At 62.3% G+C, this 22,298-nt stretch carries 22 protein-coding genes; 8 read left to right on the forward strand and 14 right to left on the reverse strand.

The features are described 5' to 3' along the window. The first annotated feature begins 24 nt into the window (after window positions 1–24). The gene (locus BMZ46_RS05310) at window positions 25–381 is read left to right on the forward strand and encodes a DUF1641 domain-containing protein (RefSeq protein ID WP_074691042.1); all 357 of its coding nucleotides are present in this window, start codon (window positions 25–27) and stop codon (window positions 379–381) included. A 21-nt stretch (window positions 382–402) separates the two neighbouring features. Then, window positions 403–1,221 (forward strand): methyltransferase domain-containing protein, encoded by an 819-nt coding sequence (locus tag BMZ46_RS05315; RefSeq protein ID WP_074691041.1) that lies wholly within the window; start codon window positions 403–405, stop codon window positions 1,219–1,221. A 51-nt stretch (window positions 1,222–1,272) separates the two neighbouring features. Here BMZ46_RS05315 and pcaC read toward each other — a convergent pair whose 3' ends face one another. The 11 genes from pcaC to pcaR all read right to left on the reverse strand — a co-directional run bounded on the left by pcaC (window position 1,273) and on the right by pcaR (window position 12,233). Continuing rightward, a complete protein-coding gene (gene pcaC / locus BMZ46_RS05320; protein ID WP_011332825.1) occupies window positions 1,273–1,665 on the reverse strand; it encodes a 4-carboxymuconolactone decarboxylase in 393 nt (130 codons plus the stop codon). A gap of 12 nt (window positions 1,666–1,677) precedes the next feature. Continuing rightward, window positions 1,678–2,469 (reverse strand): 3-oxoadipate enol-lactonase, encoded by a 792-nt coding sequence (gene pcaD, locus BMZ46_RS05325; RefSeq protein WP_074691040.1) that lies wholly within the window; start codon window positions 2,467–2,469, stop codon window positions 1,678–1,680. 12 nt (window positions 2,470–2,481) lie between these two features. Continuing rightward, window positions 2,482–3,846, reverse strand: a complete 1,365-nt coding sequence (locus BMZ46_RS05330) for a 3-carboxy-cis,cis-muconate cycloisomerase (RefSeq protein ID WP_074691039.1) — start codon at window positions 3,844–3,846, stop codon at window positions 2,482–2,484. Between the two features lie 46 nt (window positions 3,847–3,892). Then, window positions 3,893–5,188: an MFS family transporter gene (locus BMZ46_RS05335; RefSeq protein ID WP_039771430.1), complete on the reverse strand. Its 1,296-nt coding sequence runs from the start codon at window positions 5,186–5,188 to the stop codon at window positions 3,893–3,895. 130 nt (window positions 5,189–5,318) lie between these two features. Further along, on the reverse strand, window positions 5,319–5,885 hold the full coding sequence (gene pcaG, locus BMZ46_RS05340; protein ID WP_039771428.1) for a protocatechuate 3,4-dioxygenase subunit alpha: 567 nt from the start codon (window positions 5,883–5,885) through the stop codon (window positions 5,319–5,321). 1 nt (window position 5,886) lies between these two features. After that, on the reverse strand, window positions 5,887–6,591 hold the full coding sequence (pcaH, locus tag BMZ46_RS05345) for a protocatechuate 3,4-dioxygenase subunit beta (protein ID WP_011332820.1): 705 nt from the start codon (window positions 6,589–6,591) through the stop codon (window positions 5,887–5,889). Between the two features lie 36 nt (window positions 6,592–6,627). Further along, a complete protein-coding gene (gene pcaF / locus BMZ46_RS05350) occupies window positions 6,628–7,833 on the reverse strand; it encodes a 3-oxoadipyl-CoA thiolase (protein WP_170844887.1) in 1,206 nt (401 codons plus the stop codon). Continuing rightward, window positions 7,830–8,609, reverse strand: coding sequence for a CoA-transferase subunit beta (locus BMZ46_RS05355; protein WP_039771422.1), 780 nt, complete (start codon window positions 8,607–8,609; stop codon window positions 7,830–7,832). The genes pcaF and BMZ46_RS05355 overlap by 4 nt, the downstream gene beginning before the upstream one ends. Next, window positions 8,609–9,466 (reverse strand): CoA transferase subunit A, encoded by an 858-nt coding sequence (locus tag BMZ46_RS05360; RefSeq protein ID WP_003222404.1) that lies wholly within the window; start codon window positions 9,464–9,466, stop codon window positions 8,609–8,611. The genes BMZ46_RS05355 and BMZ46_RS05360 overlap by 1 nt, the downstream gene beginning before the upstream one ends. A gap of 282 nt (window positions 9,467–9,748) precedes the next feature. Beyond that, entirely contained in the window at window positions 9,749–11,095 is a 1,347-nt protein-coding gene (locus BMZ46_RS05365) for a 4-hydroxybenzoate transporter PcaK (RefSeq protein WP_011332817.1), read from the reverse strand. Between the two features lie 295 nt (window positions 11,096–11,390). Next, entirely contained in the window at window positions 11,391–12,233 is an 843-nt protein-coding gene (pcaR, locus tag BMZ46_RS05370) for a pca regulon transcriptional regulator PcaR (RefSeq protein ID WP_007917109.1), read from the reverse strand. A gap of 642 nt (window positions 12,234–12,875) precedes the next feature. Here pcaR and BMZ46_RS05375 point away from each other — a divergent pair. Further along, entirely contained in the window at window positions 12,876–13,076 is a 201-nt protein-coding gene (locus BMZ46_RS05375; RefSeq protein ID WP_007957826.1) for a hypothetical protein, read from the forward strand. A 375-nt stretch (window positions 13,077–13,451) separates the two neighbouring features. Next, window positions 13,452–14,927 (forward strand): inorganic phosphate transporter, encoded by a 1,476-nt coding sequence (locus tag BMZ46_RS05380; RefSeq protein ID WP_039771417.1) that lies wholly within the window; start codon window positions 13,452–13,454, stop codon window positions 14,925–14,927. A 570-nt stretch (window positions 14,928–15,497) separates the two neighbouring features. Here the strand turns inward: BMZ46_RS05380 and ccoM are convergent. Further along, window positions 15,498–15,614 (reverse strand): cytochrome c oxidase subunit CcoM, encoded by a 117-nt coding sequence (gene ccoM / locus BMZ46_RS29670; RefSeq protein WP_007959205.1) that lies wholly within the window; start codon window positions 15,612–15,614, stop codon window positions 15,498–15,500. A gap of 145 nt (window positions 15,615–15,759) precedes the next feature. Further along, window positions 15,760–15,921: a hypothetical protein gene (locus tag BMZ46_RS29300; protein ID WP_007959203.1), complete on the reverse strand. Its 162-nt coding sequence runs from the start codon at window positions 15,919–15,921 to the stop codon at window positions 15,760–15,762. A gap of 185 nt (window positions 15,922–16,106) precedes the next feature. Between BMZ46_RS29300 and BMZ46_RS05390 the strand changes: the two genes are divergently transcribed. The 3 genes from BMZ46_RS05390 (at window position 16,107) to BMZ46_RS05400 (ending at window position 18,740) form a co-directional block, all read left to right on the forward strand. Continuing rightward, window positions 16,107–16,973 (forward strand): LysR substrate-binding domain-containing protein, encoded by an 867-nt coding sequence (locus BMZ46_RS05390; protein ID WP_074691429.1) that lies wholly within the window; start codon window positions 16,107–16,109, stop codon window positions 16,971–16,973. 88 nt (window positions 16,974–17,061) lie between these two features. Then, window positions 17,062–17,532 (forward strand): RidA family protein, encoded by a 471-nt coding sequence (locus BMZ46_RS05395; protein ID WP_074691428.1) that lies wholly within the window; start codon window positions 17,062–17,064, stop codon window positions 17,530–17,532. Continuing rightward, window positions 17,529–18,740, forward strand: coding sequence for an aminotransferase class V-fold PLP-dependent enzyme (locus tag BMZ46_RS05400; RefSeq protein WP_074691427.1), 1,212 nt, complete (start codon window positions 17,529–17,531; stop codon window positions 18,738–18,740). The genes BMZ46_RS05395 and BMZ46_RS05400 overlap by 4 nt, the downstream gene beginning before the upstream one ends. Here the strand turns inward: BMZ46_RS05400 and BMZ46_RS05405 are convergent. Next, entirely contained in the window at window positions 18,710–19,051 is a 342-nt protein-coding gene (locus BMZ46_RS05405; protein ID WP_074691426.1) for an aspartate-semialdehyde dehydrogenase, read from the reverse strand. The genes BMZ46_RS05400 and BMZ46_RS05405 overlap by 31 nt on opposite strands. A 239-nt stretch (window positions 19,052–19,290) precedes the next feature. Here BMZ46_RS05405 and rapA point away from each other — a divergent pair, with 239 nt between their 5' ends. Then, window positions 19,291–22,137 (forward strand): RNA polymerase-associated protein RapA, encoded by a 2,847-nt coding sequence (rapA, locus tag BMZ46_RS05410; RefSeq protein ID WP_039771405.1) that lies wholly within the window; start codon window positions 19,291–19,293, stop codon window positions 22,135–22,137. Window positions 22,138–22,298 lie beyond the last annotated feature (161 nt).

The following is a 22,298-nucleotide window of genomic DNA, read 5'->3' on the forward strand; positions in this document are numbered from 1 at the left end:
CTGCACAGGGAGGAGTGATTGCTGATGAAAGAGTCTGAAGCCCTGTCGGCCACACCCGGCTACACCGCCCTGATGGCCAGACTGGAACCGTTGATCGACGGTGGACGGCTGGAAAACATTGTCGACCTGCTGTCCCTGCTGTCGGATCTGGTCGACCTGTTGGACGAAGCCATGGTGGAGAAGCTGTCCTTGCTGGTCGAACAGGCGGCAGCCGGCAGTTGGGAGATGGCCAATGCTCTGCGTCTGGCGAAGGCTGAAGTCGCGGCGCACCACCAGGCACCAAGCGCCGTTGCACTGCTCAAACTGTTGAACGACAGCGATACACGCAAAGGAGTAGCCGTTGTCCTGAAAGCGCTCAACGTCATCGGAAGACAACTTTAACTCGCCAGAGAGGATCACCTCATGAGCGTAAAACTCGAAACGCCGGGCAAGCCCTGCTCTGACTGGGATGCCCGGGCGTACCAGCAGTTTTCCCGTCTCAGGCAACAACCGGTCGATGAATTGCTCGGCCGCGTAGACCTGGACAATCCTCAGCGCATTTATGACCTCGGTTGCGGCACCGGGATTGCCACCAAGGTTCTGGCCGATCGCTGGCCGCAGGCAGATATCAAAGGCATCGACAGTTCGAAAGACATGCTTGAGGTCGCCCGTTGCCTGCCGATCAAGGCGCGCTGGCAACACGCCGAACTGCAGCACTGGAAACCCCGCAAGCCGGCCGACCTGTTGTTCGCCGCCGCCGTGCTGCATTTCATCGATGACCATCAAACGCTGTTGCCGGGACTGCTTCGCCACCTCAACCCCGGCGGTTGTCTGGCCGCGCACATGCCGGACTGGCGTGATGCGCTGTGGTATCAGCTGATGCTCGACACTCTCAACGACGCCGGTCCCTGCGGTCGCCCCATCGGCACTGCACAATTGCGCCAGCGCATGGCCGCGCGGCCGTTGTTGTCGCTGGAGGATTACTACCGGTTGCTGGCCCCGCTGACCCAGTCACTGGATATTTGGGAAACCGAGCAGTTGCAGGTGGTCGACGGTAAATCGCCGGTTTATGACTGGGTGAAGGTGTCGGCGCTGCGGCCGGTGATGCAGGGGCTGACGTCAGAGGAACAGGCGCGCTTCATTTATCACTACCTGATGCGGGTGCATACGCACTATCCGCAGGAGGAAAATGGCCATACGTTGTTTGCGTTCAAGCGGATTTTCATTGTCGCCAAGGTGTGATTTTCAAAGGATCGCAGCCAGTTGAAGACTGCGATCCCTTGAGTTCAACGATCACTCGCGGGATTCGGTACCCAGCTCATCCCACACCGACTCGGCCAGATGAAAGGTCGCATTCGCCGCCGGAATCCCGCAGTAGATCGCGCTCTGCATGATCACTTCCTTGATCTCGCCGCGACTTACGCCATTGTTTGCCGCCGCCCGCAGATGCAACTTCAGTTCACCTTCGCGGTTCATGCCGATCAGCATGGCGATGGTGATCAGGCTGCGGGTGTGGCGTGGCAGGCCCGGGCGGGTCCAGATGTCGCCCCAGGCGTGACGGGTGATCATCTCCTGGAACTCCGAGTTGAACTCGGTCAGCGTGGTCAGGCTGCGATCGACATGAGCGTCGCCAAGCACCGCGCGGCGCACTTGCATGCCGTCGTCGTAACGTTGTTTCTCGTCCACGAAAATCCTCCTTCAGTCAGCCAGCAGGAATGTCAGCACACGGTCGCTGAACGCGTCGCCGGCCTGAACGTTGGAAAGGTGCGCCGCATAAAACTCGGCGTACTCGGCATCGCGCACATGCTCCTGGATGAAGTGCCCGCCGGACGGTGGCGTCACCGCATCTTCGGTACCGGCGATTACCAGCAGCGGCACCGTGATCGACGCCAACTGCTCGCGGAAATCCGCATCGCGCACCGCTGCGCAGTTGGCGGCGTAACCTTCAGGATGGGTCGCGGCCAGCATGTCGGTGATCTGCTTCGCGGCTGCCGGGTTGGCTGCCGAAAAGTCCGGAGTAAACCAGCGGGCAATCGATGCATCACGCAACGCGACCATCGCCGCCGGGCCGTCACGCAGCACGGTTTCGATGCGCGGGTTCCACACCGACGGATCGCCGATTTTTGCCGCGGTGTTGCAAACGATCAGTTTGTTCAGCCGCTGGCCGGCGTTGATCCCCAGCCACTGGCCGATCAGGCCGCCCATCGACAGACCGCAGAAATGCGCGCGTTCAATGTGCAGCGCATCCAGCAACGCCAGCACGTCGCGGCCCAGTTGCTCGATGCTGTAAGGGCCCGGCGTCACCAGCGACTGGCCGTGCCCGCGAGTATCGAAACGCAGCACGCGAAAATGTTCGGTGAAGGCCGGCATCTGCACGTCCCACATGTGCAGGTCGGTGCCCAGCGAGTTCGAGAGCACCAGCACCGGCGCATCGACCGGGCCTTCCAATGTGTAATGCAGTTCGCCATTGGCGAGTTGAACGAAAGCCACAGCCCTCTCCTTTCAGTCAGACAATGCGTTGTGTTCGGCCACTGCCCGCTCGACCCAGACTTGCGCCTGACCGAGGTAATGGGCGGGATCGAGCAGATGATCCAGTTCGGTTGCGCTCAGTTCGGCGGTCACCTGCGGTTCGTCACCGAGGACCGCTCGCAGATGGCGCTGTTCGGCCACCGCTCGTTTGCAGCATTGTTCGATCAGATGATGCGCAGTGTCGCGGCCGACCCGTTGCGCGAGCACGATGCTCACCGCTTCGGCCAGCACCAGGCCTTGAGTCAGTTCCAGGTTGCGGGCCATGCGCGCGGCATCGACCTCCAGACCGTCGGCCAGCAGCCGCGCCTGTTGCAGCGCGCCCGACACCAGGCAGCAGATTTCCGGCAGGGTTTCCCATTCGGCGTGCCACAAACCGAGGCTGCGTTCGTGTTCCTGGGGCATGGCGCTGAACAGCGTCGAGACCAGCCCCGGCACGCGGGTCGCCGCACCGATCAACACCGCCGCGCCCACCGGATTACGTTTGTGCGGCATGGTCGAGGAACCGCCCTTGCCCGGCGCCGACGGCTCAAACACTTCCGCCGCTTCGGTCTGCATCAACAGGCTGATGTCGCGGCCGAATTTGCCGAGGCTGCCGGCGATCAGACCGAGCACCGCGCCGAACTCGACGATGCGATCGCGCTGGGTGTGCCAGGGTTGTTCCGGCAGGGTCAGATTCAGTTCTTCGGCCAGCGCCCGGGCGATCGGCAACGCCTGTTCGCCGAGCGCCGCGAGGGTGCCGGACGCGCCGCCGAATTGCAGCACCAGCAGTCGCGGTTTGAGCTCGCGCAGACGCTGACGGCTGCGCGTGATCGCACCGAGCCAACCGGCGATCTTCATGCCGAGCGTCACCGGCGTCGCATGTTGCAGCCAGGTACGTCCGGCCAGCGGCGTCGCGGCGTGGCGCGGCGCCTGAGTGGCGAGGGAGTCAGCCAGTTGCGCCAGCTCCCTTTCAATCAATTCCAGCGCCTGACGCAATTGCAGCACCAACCCGGAATCCATCACGTCCTGGCTGGTGGCGCCCAGATGCACGTAGCGCTCGGCTTCGGCATCGGTCGCGGCGATCTGTTTGCCCAAGGCCTTGACCAGCGGAATCGCCGAATTGCCGGCCGTGGCAATCGCCTCGCCCAGTGCTGCGAAATCAAACAGCCCGGCGCGGCAGGCGTTTTCGATCGACGCGACAGCACCCGCCGGAATCAACCCGACGCGTGCTTCGGCCCGGGCCAGTGCCGCTTCGAAGTCGAGCATCGCCTGCACCCGGCCCTGATCGCAGAACACGTCGCGCATATCGCGGGCAGTAAAGTAGGCATCGAACAACTGATTGCCCGGTCGCTGAGTCATAAACAGTCCTTGCCGGCGCGGGCCGTTATGGCCCGCGCGCATCGGTTTAAAGATCGTGGTGCAAATACTTCGCTTCTTTGGGCAGGCGCAGGCTGAACAGGAACGCCACGGCCATCATGATCGTGACATACCAGTAGAACGCGTTTTCCATTCCGCCAGCCTTGAGGCTCAGGGCCACGTATTCTGCCGAACCGCCGAAAATCGCGTTGGCCACCGCATAGGCCAGGCCGACGCCGAGGGCGCGGACTTCCGGCGGGAACATCTCGGCTTTCACCAGACCGCTGATCGAGGTGTAGAAACTGACGATCGCCAGCGCCACGGTAATCAGCACAAAGGCCAGGAACGGGCTGCCGACACTTTTCAGGCTGAGCAGGATCGGCACTGTGAACAACGTGCCGAGGCCGCCGAACCAGAGCATTGAGTTACGCCGGCCGATCTTGTCGGCGAGCATGCCGAACAGCGGCTGCATGCACATGTACAGGAACAGCGCGCCGGTCATGATGTAGCTGGCGGTCTTGGCGTGCATGCCGGCGGTGTTCACCAGGTACTTCTGCATGTACGTGGTGAAGGTGTAGAAAATCAGCGAGCCGCCAGCGGTGTAGCCGAGCACGGTGATGAACGCAGCCTTGTGGTCGCGGAACAGTGCACGGATGCTGCCGGCGTCCTTGTTCTCGCGCATTTCCTTGCTGGTGGTTTCTTTCAGGGAGCGGCGCAGGAACAGCGAAATCAGCGCGGCGGCCGCACCGACCACGAACGGAATCCGCCAGCCGTAGGCACGCAACTCTTCTTCGGACAGAAACTGTTGCAGGATCACCACCAGCAGCACCGCCAGCAGTTGCCCGCCGATCAGGGTCACGTACTGGAACGAGGCGAAGAATCCGCGCTGGCCCTTGAGCGCGACTTCGCTCATGTAGGTCGCGGTGGTGCCGTACTCACCGCCCACCGACAGGCCTTGCAACAGACGCGCGAACAACAGCAGCAGCGGCGCCCAGACGCCGATGTCCTTGTAGGTCGGCAGACAGGCGATCAGCAACGAGCCGAAGCACATCATCAGGATCGAGATCAGCATCGAGTTCTTGCGCCCGTGCTTGTCCGCGACCCGGCCGAAAATCCAGCCGCCGATCGGTCGCATCAGGAACCCGGCGGCGAATACGCCTGCCGTGTTGACCAACTGCACCGTGGGGTTGTCGGAGGGGAAAAACGCCGGGGCGAAATAGATCGCGCAGAAGGCGTAGACGTAGAAGTCGAACCATTCGACGAGGTTGCCGGACGACGCGCCGACAATGGCAAAGATGCGCTTGCTGCGCTCTTCACCGGTGTAATGGGAGGTGAGGGTTGTCATTGTTTTTCACTCGATAGGGACAGTGAGAGTCTAGACACACTTCGCAACAGTCCCGTTCCGCATTGGATCACCAACCAGACCCGATCTCTGATCGTTCCCACGCTCCGCGTGGGAACGATCAGTATCCGGTTCAGTAATCGAAGAACACCGTCTCGGCATCAGTGCCCTGCAGGATCACATTCCACTGATAGACACCCGCCGCGTCCGGCTTCGCCAGCAACGTATCGCGGCGTTCGGCCGGTACGCATTCGAGCAGCGGATCATTGACGTTCGCCGGATCGCCCTCGAAGTAAATCCGCGTCAGCAAGTGCTTCACCAACCCGCGCGCAAACACCAACACCACCAGATGCGGCGCCTGGGTCGAGCCTTTCAGGCCTTCGACCGTGCCCGGCTTGATGGTGGTGAAACGAAAGCGCCCTTCCGCATCCACCGGCACCCGGCCGAAGCCTTCGAAATTCGGGTCGAGCGGTTTGGCCTGCTCGTCTTCCGGGTGGTCATATTTGCCGGCGGCGTTGGCCTGCCAGACTTCGAGCATGGCGTCGTTGACGACATCGCCGTTGCCGTCCACCACTTGCCCGGTGATCGCCACGCGCTGGCCGAGGGTCAGTTCGTTGGCGAGGTTTTCACGGTTCAGCCAGGTCAGGCCGATGTGGTAATACGGCCCGACGGTGTGGGACGTGGTCGCAGTCAGGGTCATCTCATTTCTCCATCGGCGTGGCTTCGCGGCCGCGCAGCACGATGTCCCAGCGATAAGCGAGGGCGTAGGACGGAATGGTTTTTTCCAGATCGAAAGCGGCGATCAGGCGTTCCTTGGCCGAGGTGTCCGGCACGCAGTTGTAAATCGGGTCGTAGGCCAGCAGCGGGTCGCCGGGGAAATACATTTGCGTGACCAGGCGCGTCAGGATGCTCGGCCCGAACAGCGAGAAATGCACATGGGCCGGACGCCAGGCATTGTGGTGGTTGCCCCACGGATAGGCGCCGGGCTTGATGGTCTGGAACTGATACCAGCCGTCGGCGTCGGTCACGGTGCGGCCGGTGCCGGTGAAGTTCGGATCCAGCGGTGCGTCGTGCAGGTCACGGGCATGGTTGTAGCGACCGGCGGCGTTGGCCTGCCAGATCTCCACCAGAATCCCCGGCACCGGCAGACCGTCTTCGTCGAGCACACGCCCGTGAATGATGATCCGCTCACCGAGCGGTTCGCCCTGATGCTGGGCGGTCAAATCGTTGTCGGTATCGGCCACACGCTCGGCGCCGATGGTCGGGCCGGTGATTTCCGACAGCGAATGCGGCAGAAACACCAACGGCTTGGACGGCGAGCGCAGATTGGTGGATTGATAGGTCGGGTGCAGGTACGGCGGCTGGGTGCCTTCCTGCGGGCGGCGGTAACCAGGCTTGTCAGTCATTTCGCTTTCCTCTGTTCTTTTTCGTCACGGCTTGCGTCAGACGCGTTCGATGGCCAGGGCCAGACCCTGGCCGACACCGACGCACATGGTCGCCAGACCTTTCTTGCCACCGGTCTTTTCCAGCTGATGCAGGGCGGTCAGCACCAGACGCGCGCCGCTCATGCCCAACGGGTGGCCCAAGGCAATCGCGCCACCGTTCGGGTTGACCTGGGCCGCGTCGTCCGCCAGCCCCAGTTCGCGCAGCACCACCAGACCCTGGCTGGCAAACGCTTCGTTGAGTTCGATCACATCGAAATCGCTGACCGCCACGCCGAGGCGTTCGGTGAGTTTGCGCACCGCCGGCACCGGGCCGATGCCCATCACCCGTGGCGCGACTCCGGCACTGGCCATGCCCAGCACTTTGGCGCGGGCGGTCAGGCCGTGTTTTTTCACCGCTTCGGCCGAGGCCAGAATCAGCGCGGCGGCACCATCGTTGACGCCTGAAGCGTTGCCGGCGGTGACGGTCTTGTCCGGGCCGTTGACCGGTTTCAGTTTAGTCAGGGCTTCAAGCGTGGTGTCGGCGCGAGGGTGTTCGTCCTGGCTGACCACGGTTTCGCCCTTCTTGTGGGCGATCCGCACTTCAACGATTTCCTCGGCGAAGTAGCCGGCAGCCTGGGCCGCGGCAGTACGTTGCTGACTGCGCAGGGCGAAAGCGTCCTGATCCTCGCGGGAAACTTCGTAGTCGTCGGCGACGTTGTCGGCGGTCTGCGGCATCGCATCAACGCCATACTGGGCCTTCATCAACGGGTTGATGAAACGCCAGCCGATGGTGGTGTCTTCCAGCTTCATATTGCGCGAGAACGCCGCATCAGCCTTGCCCATCACGAACGGTGCGCGGGACATCGACTCGACGCCACCGGCAATCGCCAGCTCCATTTCACCGCTGGCAATGGCGCGGAACGCCGTGCCGATGGCATCCATGCCCGACGCGCAAAGGCGATTGAGGGTGACGCCCGGAACGCTGTCCGGCAGACCGGCCAGCAACAGCGCCATGCGCGCCACGTTGCGGTTGTCTTCGCCGGCCTGGTTGGCGCAGCCGAGGAATACTTCGTCGATGGCGCTCCAGTCCACCGACGGATTGCGTTCCATCAGGGCCTTGATCGGCACGGCGGCCAGGTCGTCGGCGCGAACCGCCGCCAGACCGCCACCGAAACGGCCGATGGGGGTACGAATCGCATCGCAGATATAAACGTCGCGCATCATGCTTCTCCCGGTGCCTGGCCGTGGGCAGCGGCCGTGCGCGCTTCGAGATCGCGCAGCGCAGTCAGTTCGACTTCTGTCGGTTCAGCGGTGGTTGCCACGCTGTCGGCAAAACGGATCGGCCAACCGGTGGCGGCGACCACTTGCTCGCGAGTCACGCCCGGGTGCAGCGCGGTGACCACGAATTCGTGGGTGCCCTCTTCCGGCTCCATGATGCACAGGTCGGTGATGATACCGACCGGGCCGGCGCCCGGCAGGCCCAGACGTTTGCGCGAATCACCACCCTCACCATGGCCGACCGAGGTGATGAAATCGAGCTTGTCGACAAACGAACGCGCCGACTGCTTGAGGATGATCAGCACGCTTTTGGCAGAGCCGGCGATCTCCGGTGCGCCACCGGCACCCGGCAGACGCACTTTCGGCTGGTGATAATCGCCGACCACGGTGGTGTTGATGTTGCCGAAACGGTCGACCTGGGCTGCGCCGAGGAAACCGACGTCGATGCGCCCGCCCTGCAGCCAGTAGCGAAAAATCTCACCGGTCGGCACAACAGTGTCGGCGGTTTCTGCCAGTTCGCCGTCACCGATCGATAGTGGCAATACGCTGGGTTTGGCGCCAATCGGACCGGATTCGTAGATCAACACCACGTCCGGCGACGAGGTCAGGCGCGCCAGGTTGGCGGCTTTCGACGGCAGGCCGATGCCGACGAAGCACACCGAGCCGTTCTTCAGGCGACGGGCTGCGGCGACAGTCATCATTTCATTGGTGGTGTAAGTCATTACTTGGCCTCCGAAGCAGCGGCCAACTTGGCCTGGAACTCGCTGAAGTCAGCGCAGCCATGGATGTATTCGTTGATCCACGCGGTAAACGTCTCACGGTCGCGGGCGATCGGATCCCACGCCTGATAGAAGCGGTTGTCACGTTCGGTGTAACCGTGGGCGTAGGACGGATGCGCGCCACCGGGTACATGGCAGACCGCGCTCAAGGCCCAGGTCGGCAGCACGCAGGCGTTCATCGGGGCGTTGAGGTTGTCGACGATTTCTTCGACCGTGACGATGCAACGCTTGGCGGCCAGTGCGGCTTCTTTCTGCACACCGAGAATGCCCCACAGCAGCACGTTGCCCTGACGGTCGGCTTTCTGGGCGTGGATCACGGTCACGTCCGGACGCACCGACGGCACCGCCGCCAGCACTTCGCCGGTGAACGGGCAAGTCACGGATTTGATCAGCGGGTTGACCTTCGGCAGGTCGGAACCGGCGTAGGCCCGCAGTACCGCGAACGGTAGGCCGGAAGCGCCGGCGACGTAGGCATTGGCCAGGTCGGCGTGGCTGTGTTCTTCGATTTCCAGCGCGTGCGGCCATTGCTTCTCGACCGCGTCGCGCAGACGGTGCAGCGAACCCACGCCAGGGTTGCCGCCCCAGGAGAAGATCAGCTTGCGTGCACAGCCGGCGCCGATCAGTTGGTCGTAGATCAGGTCAGGCGTCATCCGCACCAGGGTCAGATCTTTCTTGCCCTGACGAATGATTTCATGACCCGCCGCCGTAGGGATCAGGTGAGTGAAGCCTTCGAGCGCGACGGTATCGCCGTCGTTGACGAATTGCTTCACCGCGTCGTGCAGCGAAAGGATCTCAGCCATGGAGCGGGCTCCCGTTTTTGTAATGAATCGCCAGTGAATAAAAAGGCGCGAGGTTCTGCGCCGGAGTCACTGAAGATTAAGCCGCTGATTTTCGCCAAACAATCCGATAATCGACTGAGTGTTCGTTTATCGAACAGATTGTTATCTGCCTATCATTCCGTCACTGATCGTTCCCACGCTCTGCGTGGGAATGCAGCCCGGGACGCTCCGCGTCCCTTCCGAAACCGAACGCGGAGCATTCTCTGCGGCCAATTCGACGCGGGAACGATCCTGCAATGAAACTCAGGTCGCGTCCGCGTGACTGACCAGCCCCTTGATCACCACCGCTGCCGTGGCCAGGCCCGCCGGAATCACCAGCGCCGTCAGCACTTGCTCGAAATTCCAGCCCAGGCCCAATAGGGTCGCGCCCATCCACGCCCCGAGAATCGCGCCGAAGCGGCCGATCCCGAGCATCCACGACACACCGGTCGCCCGGCCCTGCGTCGGATAAAACCGCGCCGCGAGCGACGGCATCGCCGACTGCGCGCCGTTGACGCACATGCCCGCCACCAGCACCAGCGTCGCCAGCAGCGTGATGTTGCCCAGACTCTGCCCGACCGCGTAGGCAAACACCCCGGCCAGCAGGTAGAAAATGCCGATCACCTTGTGCGGATTGAACCGGTCCATCGCCCAGCCTACGCCCACCGCACTCAGCACCCCACCGAACTGGAACAACGCGCCGATGAAGGCAGCCTGCTCCATGCTCGCGCCGCTGTCGCGCATCAGGGTCGGCAGCCAACTGGTCAGCAGGTACACGATCACCAGACCCATGAAATAGGTCAGCCACAGCAGCAACGTGCCAACGCTGTAGGTGCCGGAAAAAATCACCGCAAACACGTTGCGCGCTTTCACGGTTTTCTGTTCCGGCACGCTGAAACTCGCGGCCTGAGCGACGATGGCCGGATCAATGGGTGCGAGGGTCTTGCGCACCTTGTCGGTGCCACGATTGCGCACCACCAGATAGCGCGCCGATTCCGGCAGCCAGAGCAGCAACACCACGGTGAGGATCAGCGGCAGGATCCCGCCGATCAGCAACAGACTGTGCCAGCCAAACGCAGGAATCAGCTTGGCCGAGATGAATCCACCGCCGGCCATGCCCAGGTTGAAGCCGCAGAACATGCTGGTCACCAACAGGGACTTCTTGCGCTCCGGGGTGTATTCCGACAATAGCGTGGTGGCGTTCGGCATTCCGGCGCCCAGTCCCAGACCAGTGAGGAAACGCAGCACCAGCAACTGATCGACATTGGTGGCGTAGGCCGACGCCAGGCTGAAAGCACCGAACAGAAAAACCGCGCCGACCAGTACGACTTTTCGCCCGAAGCGGTCAGCCAGCGGCCCGGAGCCCAGCGCACCGAAGACCATTCCGATCAGCGCGGCACTCATCACCGGGCCGAGGCTGGCGCGGTCGATGCCCCAGTCCTGGGACAGGGCCGGCGCGATAAAACCCATGGCCGCGGTGTCGAGGCCATCGAGGAATACAATCAGGAAACACAGGATCACGACGCGCCACTGATAGCGCGAGATCGGTTGGGCATTGATGAAGGACTGCACGTCGAGGCAGTGACCTACAGCGGACTGAGGCTGGTTCATTATTTTTATTCCACGCAAGAAAACGCAGTCGAACGGCGGCCGGCCAGAGAGCGGCACGGTCACAACTATATAAGGAAGAAATCAGGCGTTGCGCTAATACCGGCAACAGGAACGGGGGCGGCGACAGTCGGGGAACGTGCGCATGGGAGGTTGCCTCTTGTCATTATTATGGGAGTCGACGATCCGGCGGGCTCATTCACATTCGCGCCGGATGACGCTGCCGCGACATTAATGATCCGGGGGTTTTAGCGTCAATTCGATAAACGCAACTCTGTGCGTTTATCGAACAGCTTCATCAGGCAAACAATTGCGCACTGAGGTCGCGGCTGGCGCTCAACAAGCCCGGCAGAAAGCGCTGCTCGAGCTCGGTACGACTGACCCGACCGGCGTGGGTGCTGACATTGAGCGCGGCCACCACCTGGCCGGAAGCGTCATACACCGGCACGGCAATCGAACGCAGACCTTGTTCCAGTTCCTGATCGACGATGCACCAGCCCTGCTGCCGGACTTCCTGCAGACATTCGAGCAAGGCGTCGGGGGTGTGAATCGTGCGGCTGGTTTTGGCCACCAGTTCGGCGTGGTCGAGATATTCGCGCAGCGAGGTGTCGTCCAGCGCCGCCAGCAGGATTCGCCCCATAGACGTGCAGTACGCCGGCAAGCGCCCGCCCACCGACAGGTCCACCGAAATCAGACGCTGGGTGGTGGCCGAACGGGCAATGTAGAGAATGTCGTCGCCTTCCAGCGTGGCCATGTTGCAGGCCTCGTGCAGTTGCTCGCTCATGCGGTCGAGATACGGCTGGGCCGAGACCGCCAGCGGCGTCGACGACAGATAGGCGTGACCGAGGGTCAGCACTTTCGGCAGAAGCGAATAAGTGCGCCCATCGGTGGTGGCGTAGCCGAGCTTGATCAGTGTGTGCAGGCAACGGCGCACGGCGGCGCGGGGAATTTCCGTGCGATGGCTGATCTGGGCGATGGTCAGGTGGCGCTTGCGCTCCTGAAACGCCTGCACCACCGCCAGGCCACGGGCCAGGGAGGTCATGAAATCCGGGTCGCCGGTCAGGGCCTGGATACGCTTGGCCGGCGAAGCGACGATCGGCGGCGCTACCGAGGTGAAGGAATTGCGCATTTGATCGTTCATGTCGGGTCCTTTTTTCTTGTTCGGATCAACGGCTATACAAGCGGCTCGCTGGCAGATACACAAGCGACAGACCGCCAACACCGGGCGATTATCGAACCGTCGACCGATAATCGCAATCGCCCTCACCTACTCGTTTGGGTTGTGCGGAACAGATTTGAACTTGGAACGCCGGTGTGGTTTAAGCGCCTTAGTTGTCCGACTAAATGGCGCCAGAAATCAAACACTGCGCAACGGCGATGCAACTATTGATGAAAGTTGCACGTCACAAAACAATCACACATCCAGAACCGTTTTTAACTTGGCAAAGATAGGCAATCCCGATTCGCCCGCTATAATGCACCTCAGTGGCACCGCGCTCTTATTTGCCGACGGTGCCACCCGCTGGCGCGATGTCCATCGCTGCCGGCCCCGGCCAGCGCCTGACGCTCATTACTCATGCACCGCCAGCGCGCTCGCTGAAACAGGAAACTGATGCTGCGTCAGTTTTAATCTGGTGCCGTAGCCGCCTGCAACATGGAAGTCCTGACCGTCTTCCCGACAACACCGCTGCCTGTCCGGGCAAGCGCTTGTTGATGAACCGGTTAAATGATTCGTTGCAGTGCGTTTCACCAGACATTTATCTCAACTCATACAGGTAGCACTGTGACGAAAGACGAACTGCGCGCGGAACTTGAGCGCCAGGAACAACGTTACAAGGAAGTTTACGGCGGGGAAGTCACCACCTACGCCGCCCAGCCCGAACCAGAACGCAAAGCCTGGCGTAAACGCCCTACCGTTCAGGATCAGGTCTTTCAGCAAGAACTGAAAAAAATGGAAGAGGAACTCAAAGCCGAAGAGCCTTGAAGCCGTCCTTTGCACCTTCCGAAGGTAAGCGTACTCACCGGGCTACAAGCACGGTGGACTGACGATGCCTTGCGCGCCCGCTACCCGCGGGCAGCGGCCAACTCCCCTGTATTGCACAGGTCTGGAGCATGTCAGACGCATTTCTCAGATATTTCACACAAGTTTCAGTCCCCTCCCGACAACTGGCGAATCCGCCGGCGTCTCAAATTTTTATCAACCAAATCAACACCTTGCAAAACCCTGCAAAAAGCTTGGGTAATGCCCCCTGACACAAATTAATTCGTTGAAGAATGTTACCGATGAGCAGGTAGGGGATCGATTTCCAGTCTTTTCTGGCATAATCGCGCCCCCTTATGACCGGGTCAGAAAACCTTCATGATCGATTTATTCAGCGGACTGGATGCCTGGGTGCTTGTGAGCCTCCTGCTCGCCCTGACATTTGTCCTCGCCTTCGAGTTCATCAATGGATTTCATGACACCGCTAACGCGGTAGCCACTGTTATCTACACCAAAGCGATGCCGCCTCATCTGGCGGTGTTCTTCTCGGGCGTGTTCAACTTCCTCGGCGTACTGCTGGGCGGCGTTGGCGTGGCGTATGCCATCGTGCACCTGCTGCCGGTAGAACTGCTGATCAACGTGAACACCGGCCATGGTCTGGCAATGGTGTTCTCGCTGCTCGCCGCCGCGATCGCCTGGAACCTGGGCACCTGGTACTTCGGTATCCCGGCCTCCAGTTCGCACACGCTGATCGGTTCGATCCTCGGTGTCGGCCTGGCCAACGCCCTGATCAACGAAATTCCACTGGCTGACGGCGTCAACTGGCAGAAAGCGATCGATATCGGCGCCTCGCTGGTGTTCTCGCCGATGGCCGGCTTCCTGATCGCCGCGCTGGTGCTGATCGGCCTGAAGTGGTGGCGTCCGCTGTCGAAGATGCACAAGACGCCGGAACAGCGCCGCAAGATCGACGACAAGAAGCACCCACCGTTCTGGAACCGCCTGGTCCTGGTGATCTCGGCCATGGCCGTGAGCTTCGTGCACGGTTCCAACGACGGCCAGAAAGGCATCGGCCTGATCATGCTGGTACTGATCGGTATCGTGCCTGCGCAGTTCGTACTCGACCTGAACAGCACCACCTACCAGATCGAACGCACTCGCGATGCGACCCTGCACCTGAGCCAGTTCTACAAGCGCAACGCCGACACCCTGGGTGAATTCCTGGCCCTGGGCAAAAGCGTGGAAGGCGACCTGCCGGAGAAATTCCGTTGCAACCCGCAACAGACCGAACCGACCATCGCCGCCCTGCTCGACACCCTCAAAGGCGTAGCCGACTACCACTCGCTGTCCGCGGAGAGCCGCATCGAAGTGCGTCGTTACCTGCTCTGCCTGGACGACACCGCGAAGAAAGTCAGCAAACTGCCAGGCCTCGCCCCGCGTGAAAAGGCTGACCTGGACAAACTGCGCAAAGACCTGACCACCACCACCGAATACGCCCCGTTCTGGGTAATTCTGGCGGTCGCCCTGGCCTTGGGCCTGGGCACCATGGTCGGCTGGAAACGCGTGGTACTGACCATCGGCGAGAAGATCGGCAAGCAAGGCATGACCTACTCGCAAGGCATGTCGGCCCAGATCACCACCGCCAGCCTGATCGGCATGGCCAACATCTTCAGCCTGCCGGTGTCCACCACCCACGTCCTCTCCTCGGGCGTGGCCGGCACCATGGTCGCCAACAAAAGCGGCCTGCAAGGCGGCACGGTGAAAACCATCCTGCTGGCCTGGGTCCTGACCCTGCCAGCCACCGTGGCCCTGTCGGCCGGCCTGTTCTGGCTGGCATCGAAGGCGCTGGGCAGCTGATAGACCGCTGTAATGAAAAAGGCGTGATTCGAGAGGATCACGCCTTTTTTGTTGCTTCCAGAAATGGGACGCAGAGCGTCCCGGGCTGCATTCCCACGCGGAGCGTGGGAACGATCAAAGCAAAAGCAAAAGCAGTCGCTTTTCGCCTCTAACCACTCAACACGATGAGCGTTAGCTCGAGTACCGCTCTTGACGTGCCGGCCCCATCGGAAGGCTGAGTGGAGGGATTTATCCGGGGGTGGGAGCGCAGCGACCGTTTGGCGGAGCCAAACACATCGAGAGGAGGTGCAGCGAAGCAAACCGTAGGCGATGCCCCCGGATGAATCCCGGAACGAAGGAACGCCGAGCCTCAGCGAGGCGCCGAACGCAGGGGCCCAGCCTTTTGCTTACTTTTCGGCGTTTGGAAAAGTGAGCCGCTGTAAGAGCGGAACCGCCAGCGGCAACACCCACAAAAACGGATATTCACAAAAAACACCCAAAGCATGGTCGGCCCAAAGGCCGCCAAGACACAAAAAAAAGGGCAACCGAAGTTGCCCAAAATGCCTTGCGTGCTCATCAAACCCGGAAGAATCAAGGCTTCTTGCGCTTGTTCGCATCCTTCCAGATAAAAAATCCAAACCCTGCAAAAAACAGAACCATCAGCCCCACAGTCAGGACCCCGGCAAACACCACGTTATCGAAAAACATGACTGGCCTCCTGGCCCCTGCTTTGCTGCGATGGAACTAAGTTAACCAATCAGGCAGGCGCAGGAATTGACCGGGATCAATGCCGGTCACAGAGAGGAGGAAAGGAAGGGAAATAACTGACCTGCATCAACGGATGCAGGGGAGATCAACGCTTTTTCGGTTTGTTTTTCGGCTTTTTCTTGGGTTTACCCAACGGCATGGCCTGCTCGAAAGCCTGGCGCACTTCATTCAGGCGCTTCTCGTTGAGGTCATGAACCCGCTTGGCGCGTTCGGTGTTGAGGTCGATCAGCTTGTCGTCTTGGCTCATGGCGTTCGGTGCATCGCTTGGACTGAATCACAACTGCCGCTTCAACGGCAGGACTGCGCCAATAATGCGGCCTGGCGCGAACGCTGACCAGCCACTCACCTGAACCCTCTACAACATTTCATGTACCGCCCACCGGATTTGCTTGCACAATCGGCGCCTCGCCCTGAACCCGAAGGATCTGCGCCGTGCCCCTGCATCAGGACCTGCCACCGCTGATGGCCTTGCGTGCCTTTGAGGCCGTGGCCCGTCATTTGAGTTTCATCAAGGCTGCCGATGAGCTGTCGGTGACCCAAAGCGCGATCAGCCATCAGGTACACAAACTCGAAGAATTCCTCGATCAGCGACTGTTCGTGCGCCGCACCCGGGCGATCGATCTGACGGCCGCCGGCGAACATTACTATCGGCAGATCGAGCCGGCCCTCGCCGCGATTGCCGCCGCCACCCACGACCTGCGCGGCGAGCGCCCCACCACCTTGCGCATCGGCCTGCTCGCCTCCTTCGCCACCTTGTGGCTGGCGCCGCGTCTGGCGGACTTCAACGCGAAATACCCGAACATCCATGTCGAACTGCTGCCCGCCGTGCAACTGGCCGACGTCGATGCCGGCGAGGTGGATCTGGCGATCCGCTACGGCAAGGGCGGTTGGCCGAAAGTCCAGGCGCACCGGTTCATGGGCGAGACCCTGACGCCGGTGTGCAGCCCGGCTTTCAAAGCCAGGGGCGTGAGCAACGGGCCGTTGCTGATGGCCAAGTCGCACCAGCCGTTCGAATGGATCGACTGGCAGCAACACAGCGGCATCGATCTGGCTCATGTGCCCAGCGTCATGCTCCACGATTACAACATCGTCGTCGAAGCGGCGGTTGCCGGCCAGGGCATTGCCATGGGCCGCCAGCGAATGATCGAACGGCGGATCAAGGAAGGCGCGCTGGTACCGGCCTTCGACACCCCGCCGATGCTCGGCGAGATCGGTTATTGGCTGGTCACGCCGCAACGCCCGCCCACGCCGGCGGCGCAGAGTTTCTGCGAATGGCTGGAGGAAACCGCGAACGCATGAGTTTTTTGGATGCGTCGGATTAAATCTATCCGTTTGTCGCCCTTCGCTCGCCCCAACATGCTGAAGCCCTCACTCAGGAGGACTTCCCATGACCGATTCCCTCAGCCAACGCGTGCAACAACTCGGCCTGCGCCTGCCCGAGCCGAGCCAGCCGATCGCCAATTACGTCAACCACGTGGTCAGCCAGAACCAGTTGTTCATCTCCGGGCAGATTCCATTGCTCGACGGCAAACCTGCGTTCATCGGACGACTGGGCGAAGCGATCTCCGACGAAGAAGGCGCCAACGCCGCTGAACTGGCTGCCTTGGGCCTGCTCGCCCAGTTGAGCCATGCGCTGGGCGATGACCTGTCGAAGCTGGTGCGCATCCTGCGCCTCGGGGTTTTCGTGGCCGCCACGCCGGACTTCAAGGCTCAGGGCGTGGTCGCCAACGGCGCCTCGAATCTGCTGGTCAACGCCCTCGGCGACAAGGGCCGACACGTGCGCACCGCGGTCGGCGTGGCGAGCCTGCCGGCCGGCGTCGCGGTGGAAATCGACGCGATCTTCGAGCTCAAGCCGTGAACATCGACGACATCTTGCGTCTGCGCGCCGCCACGCCCGGCTGCGCCCAGGTGATCCACTTCAACCACGCCGGCGCCTCGCTGCCAAGCCAGGCCACCCTCGATGCGGTGATCGAACAGCTGCAACGCGAAGCACTCGGCGGGCCGATGGAGTCGGCGGACAACCGGGTCCAGGAACGCGCGCGCAATGCGGCCGCCGCCCTGCTCAACGCCCAGCCCGAAGACATCGCCTTCGCCAGCAGCGGCTCGGCGGCCTGGAGCCAGGCGTTCAACGCGCTGGGGCCGTGGCAGCCCGGCGAACGGATTCTGGTGGGTCGCCATGAATGGGCCGGCAACCTGGCGTGCATGGCCGAAGCGGTGAAGGCCGGCGCGCGGCTCGAAGTGATTCCTTGTGACGCCCACGGCGCGGTCGACCCGCAAGCCCTGGCGCAGATGATCGACGGCCAGGTACGCCTGATCGCCCTGACCTGGCTGCCGGCCAACGGCGGTCTGATCAACCCCGCCGCGCAGATCGGCAATGTCGCGCGGCGCCACGGCATCCCTTATTTCGTCGACGCCGGCCAGGCACTGGGACAGTTGCCCTGCGATGTCCAGGCCTTGCAGTGCGACGTGCTCAAGGGTGCCGGACGCAAGTTCCTGCGCGGGCCGCGCGGCACGGCGTTGATGTACATTCGGCCGCAATTTCTGCAACGGCTGCTCCCCGTGCAACGCGATGTATTGTCGGCGCCGTGGGACGGCAAGCGATTTACCCTGCGTGACGACGCGCGCCGCTTTGAAACCAGCGAGGTGTCGCTGGCCCTGCTGGCGGGGTTGACCAATGCGCTGGAGGAGCACAACCGCCTCGGCGCGATCGCCATCCGCCAACGCATCGAACAGCTGAGCAGTGAATTGCGCCAACGCCTGAAGGCGATTCCCGGACTGACGCTACGGGACCTCGGCGCGGCCAATCAACAATCCGGGCTGATCGCCTTCACGCTCGAAGGCTGGGACAGCGTGGTGCTGAAACAGACGTTGGCCGAACGACGAATCAACATCGGCGCCAATGGCGTGGCCTACACGCCGCTGGACATGCAGGCGCGCGGGCTGACAAATATTGCGCGGGTGGCGGTGAGCTACTTGAACACACAAGAAGAGATCGACGTGTTGCTGGAAAACCTGACGGAGCTGGCCGCCCGGCCTCAGATTTCGATATCGACCCAAAGCCCCTGACGCGGCTGATCGTCCATCAGCGGCGCCACCGGCACAGTGTTGTCGGCATTGAGTTCGGTGCCGGGAACGGCGAGGTGCGCTTCGGGGTCGTCGTCGGCTTCGCGGCGGCGGCGATCGCGTTCCTGCTGGCGGCGCTGCTCTTCGCGCAGCAGATAGCCGTCCTCTTCCGGGTCGCGCTTTTGCAGGTCGATGGTGCTTTCGTTGGAGCTTTCCTGCACCGGCACCACAGGGGGAATATCCGGTCGCTGGCGGATCGGATCCTGCTGGGAGGTGATCGGCACGGCGCTCAGGGGGAGCATCGGTGGCAGCATATGAAGGGTCTCCTGTCAGCAAGCTATCGGCTGGGGCGAGGTTGCCTTGAACCATCTGTCGCAAACTTGTGACCGGGTTGGCACTCACAGGTGCCCCGGCCCTGCGTAAAACTGACAGATGACCACATTTGCCTTACTTGCAGCGTGCAGCCAAAAGCTCGTTACCGCTCCTTATCCTTTGGCCTCAGGCCCTCATTCCGTTAAGATAGCCCGCTTTTTCAAGGTGGGAGTCAGGCAGCATGGCGCAGCAGTATCAACCGGGGCAACGCTGGATCAGTGACAGCGAAGCAGAGCTTGGTTTAGGCACCGTTCTGGCACAGGACGGCCGCTTGTTGACCGTGCTTTACCCGGCCACTGGCGAGACTCGCCAGTACGCGCTACGGAATGCGCCCCTCACCCGCGTTCGGTTCTCGCCCGGCGATTCGATCACGCACTTCGAAGGCTGGAAGATGACCGTCCAGCAAGTCGACGACGTCGACGGCCTGATGGTCTACCACGGCCTCAACGCACAGAACGAAGCGGTCACCCTGCCGGAAACCCAGCTGTCGAACTTCATTCAGTTCCGCCTGGCCAGCGACCGTCTGTTCGCCGGGCAGATCGATCCGCTGGCGTGGTTCTCCCTGCGTTATCACACTCTGGAACACACCAGCCGCCAGTTGCAGTCTTCGCTCTGGGGCCTGGGCGGCGTGCGTGCGCAACCGATCGCCCACCAGCTGCACATTGCCCGTGAAGTCGCCGACCGCATCGCGCCGCGCGTACTGCTGGCGGACGAAGTGGGTCTGGGCAAGACCATCGAAGCCGGTCTGGTGATCCATCGCCAGTTGCTGTCGGGCCGCGCCAACCGCGTGCTGATCCTGGTGCCGGAAAACCTCCAGCACCAATGGCTGGTGGAAATGCGCCGCCGCTTCAACCTGCAGGTCGCGCTGTTCGACGAAGAACGCTTCATCGAAAGCGATGCCACCAACCCGTTCGAAGACACCCAGTTGGCCCTGGTGGCACTGGAGTGGCTGGTCGACGATGAAAAGGCGCAGGACGCCCTGTTCGCTGCCGGCTGGGACCTGATGGTGGTCGACGAAGCCCACCACCTGGTGTGGCACGAAGAGAAAGTCAGCCCGGAATACTCGCTGGTTGAACAGCTGGCCGAAGTCATTCCCGGCGTGCTGCTGCTCACCGCTACCCCGGAACAACTCGGTCAGGACAGCCACTTCGCCCGTCTGCGCCTGCTCGACCCGAACCGTTTCCATGACCTGGCCGCCTTCCGCGCCGAGAGCGAAAACTATCGCCCGGTGGCCGAAGCCGTTCAGGAGCTGCTGGACAAGGGGCGCCTGTCGCCAGCCGCGCACAAGACCATCCACGGTTTCCTCGGCAACGAAGGTGAAGCCCTGCTCACCGCCGTCAACGATGGCGACACCGAAGCCAGCGCCCGCCTCGTGCGTGAACTGCTCGACCGCCACGGCACCGGCCGCGTGCTGTTCCGTAACACCCGCGCCGCCGTGCAGGGTTTCCCGGAGCGCAAACTGCACCCGTACCCGCTGCCATGCCCGGACGAATACCTCGAACTGCCGCTGGGCGAACACGCCGAGCTGTACCCGGAAGTCAGCTTCCAGGCCCAGCCGGACGCCAGCGAAGAAGAACGCTGGTGGAAATTCGACCCGCGCGTCGAGTGGCTGATCGACCAGCTGAAGATGCTCAAGCGCACCAAAGTGCTGGTGATCTGCGCCCACGCCGAAACCGCGATGGACCTGGAAGACGCCCTGCGCGTGCGCTCCGGCATCCCGGCCACGGTGTTCCACGAAGGCATGAACATCCTCGAGCGTGACCGCGCCGCCGCCTACTTCGCCGACGAAGAGTTCGGCGCGCAGGTGCTGATCTGCTCGGAAATCGGCAGCGAAGGTCGCAACTTCCAGTTCGCCCACCACCTGGTGCTGTTCGATCTGCCGTCGCACCCGGACCTGCTGGAACAGCGGATCGGTCGTCTCGACCGGATCGGCCAGAAGCACATCATCGAACTGCACGTGCCGTACCTGGAAACCAGCCCGCAAGAGCGCCTGTTCCAGTGGTATCACGAAGCACTGAACGCATTCCTCAACACCTGCCCGACCGGCAACGCCTTGCAGCATCAGTTCGGCTCGCGCCTGCTGCCGCTGCTCGAAGAGGCCGACGACGGCGAGTGGCAAGCGCTGATCGACGAGGCGCGCACCGAGCGCGAGCGCCTGGAAGCCGAGCTGCACACCGGTCGCGACCGCCTGCTGGAACTCAACTCCGGCGGCGCCGGCGAAGGTGAAGCGCTGGTCGAGGCCATCCTCGAACAGGACGACCAGTTCGCCCTGCCGATCTATATGGAAACCCTGTTCGACGCGTTCGGCATCGACAGCGAAGACCATTCGGAAAACGCCCTGATCCTCAAGCCGAGCGAGAAGATGCTCGACGCCAGTTTCCCGCTGGGCGACGACGAAGGCGTGACCATCACCTACGACCGCAACCAGGCGCTGTCACGCGAAGACATGCAGTTCATCACCTGGGAACACCCGATGGTGCAGGGCGGCATGGATCTGGTGCTGTCCGGTTCGATGGGCAACACCGCCGTTGCGCTGATCAAGAACAAGGCGCTCAAGCCAGGCACCGTGCTGCTGGAACTGCTGTACGTCAGCGAAGTGGTTGCCCCACGCTCGCTGCAACTGGGCCGTTACCTGCCGCCGGCCGCCCTGCGCTGCCTGCTCGATGCCAACGGCAACGACCTGTCGTCGCGCGTGGCGTTCGAAACCCTGAACGATCAACTGGAAAGCGTGCCGCGCGCCAGCGCCAACAAGTTCATCCAGGCCCAGCGCGATCAGCTGACGCCACGGATCAACGCCGGTGAAGACAAGGTCACCCCGCGCCACGCCGAGCGCGTCGCCGAGGCCCGCCGCCGTCTGGCAGCCGACACCGACGAAGAACTGGCACGCCTGACCGCATTGCAAGCGGTCAACCCGACCGTGCGCGACAGCGAACTGGATGCCCTGCGCAAGCAGCGTGAACAAGGTCTGGCGATGCTCGACAAGGCCGCGCTGCGACTGGAAGCGATCCGGGTGCTGGTGGCGGGCTAAACTGCCCTGCTCCATCGCCAAAAACGAAAAGGCCCGCAGCGATGCGGGCCTTTTTTTGTCTGCCCCCCTCACTGATCGTTCCCACGCTCCGCGTGGGAATGCCTCAAGGGACGCTCCGCGTTCCAGTTCTCGAATCGGACGCAGAGCGTCCCGGGCTGCAT

It is taken from the genome of Pseudomonas sp. NFIX49 (genome assembly GCF_900115915.1).
In the GTDB taxonomy this organism is placed as follows: domain Bacteria; phylum Pseudomonadota; class Gammaproteobacteria; order Pseudomonadales; family Pseudomonadaceae; genus Aquipseudomonas; species Aquipseudomonas pharyngis.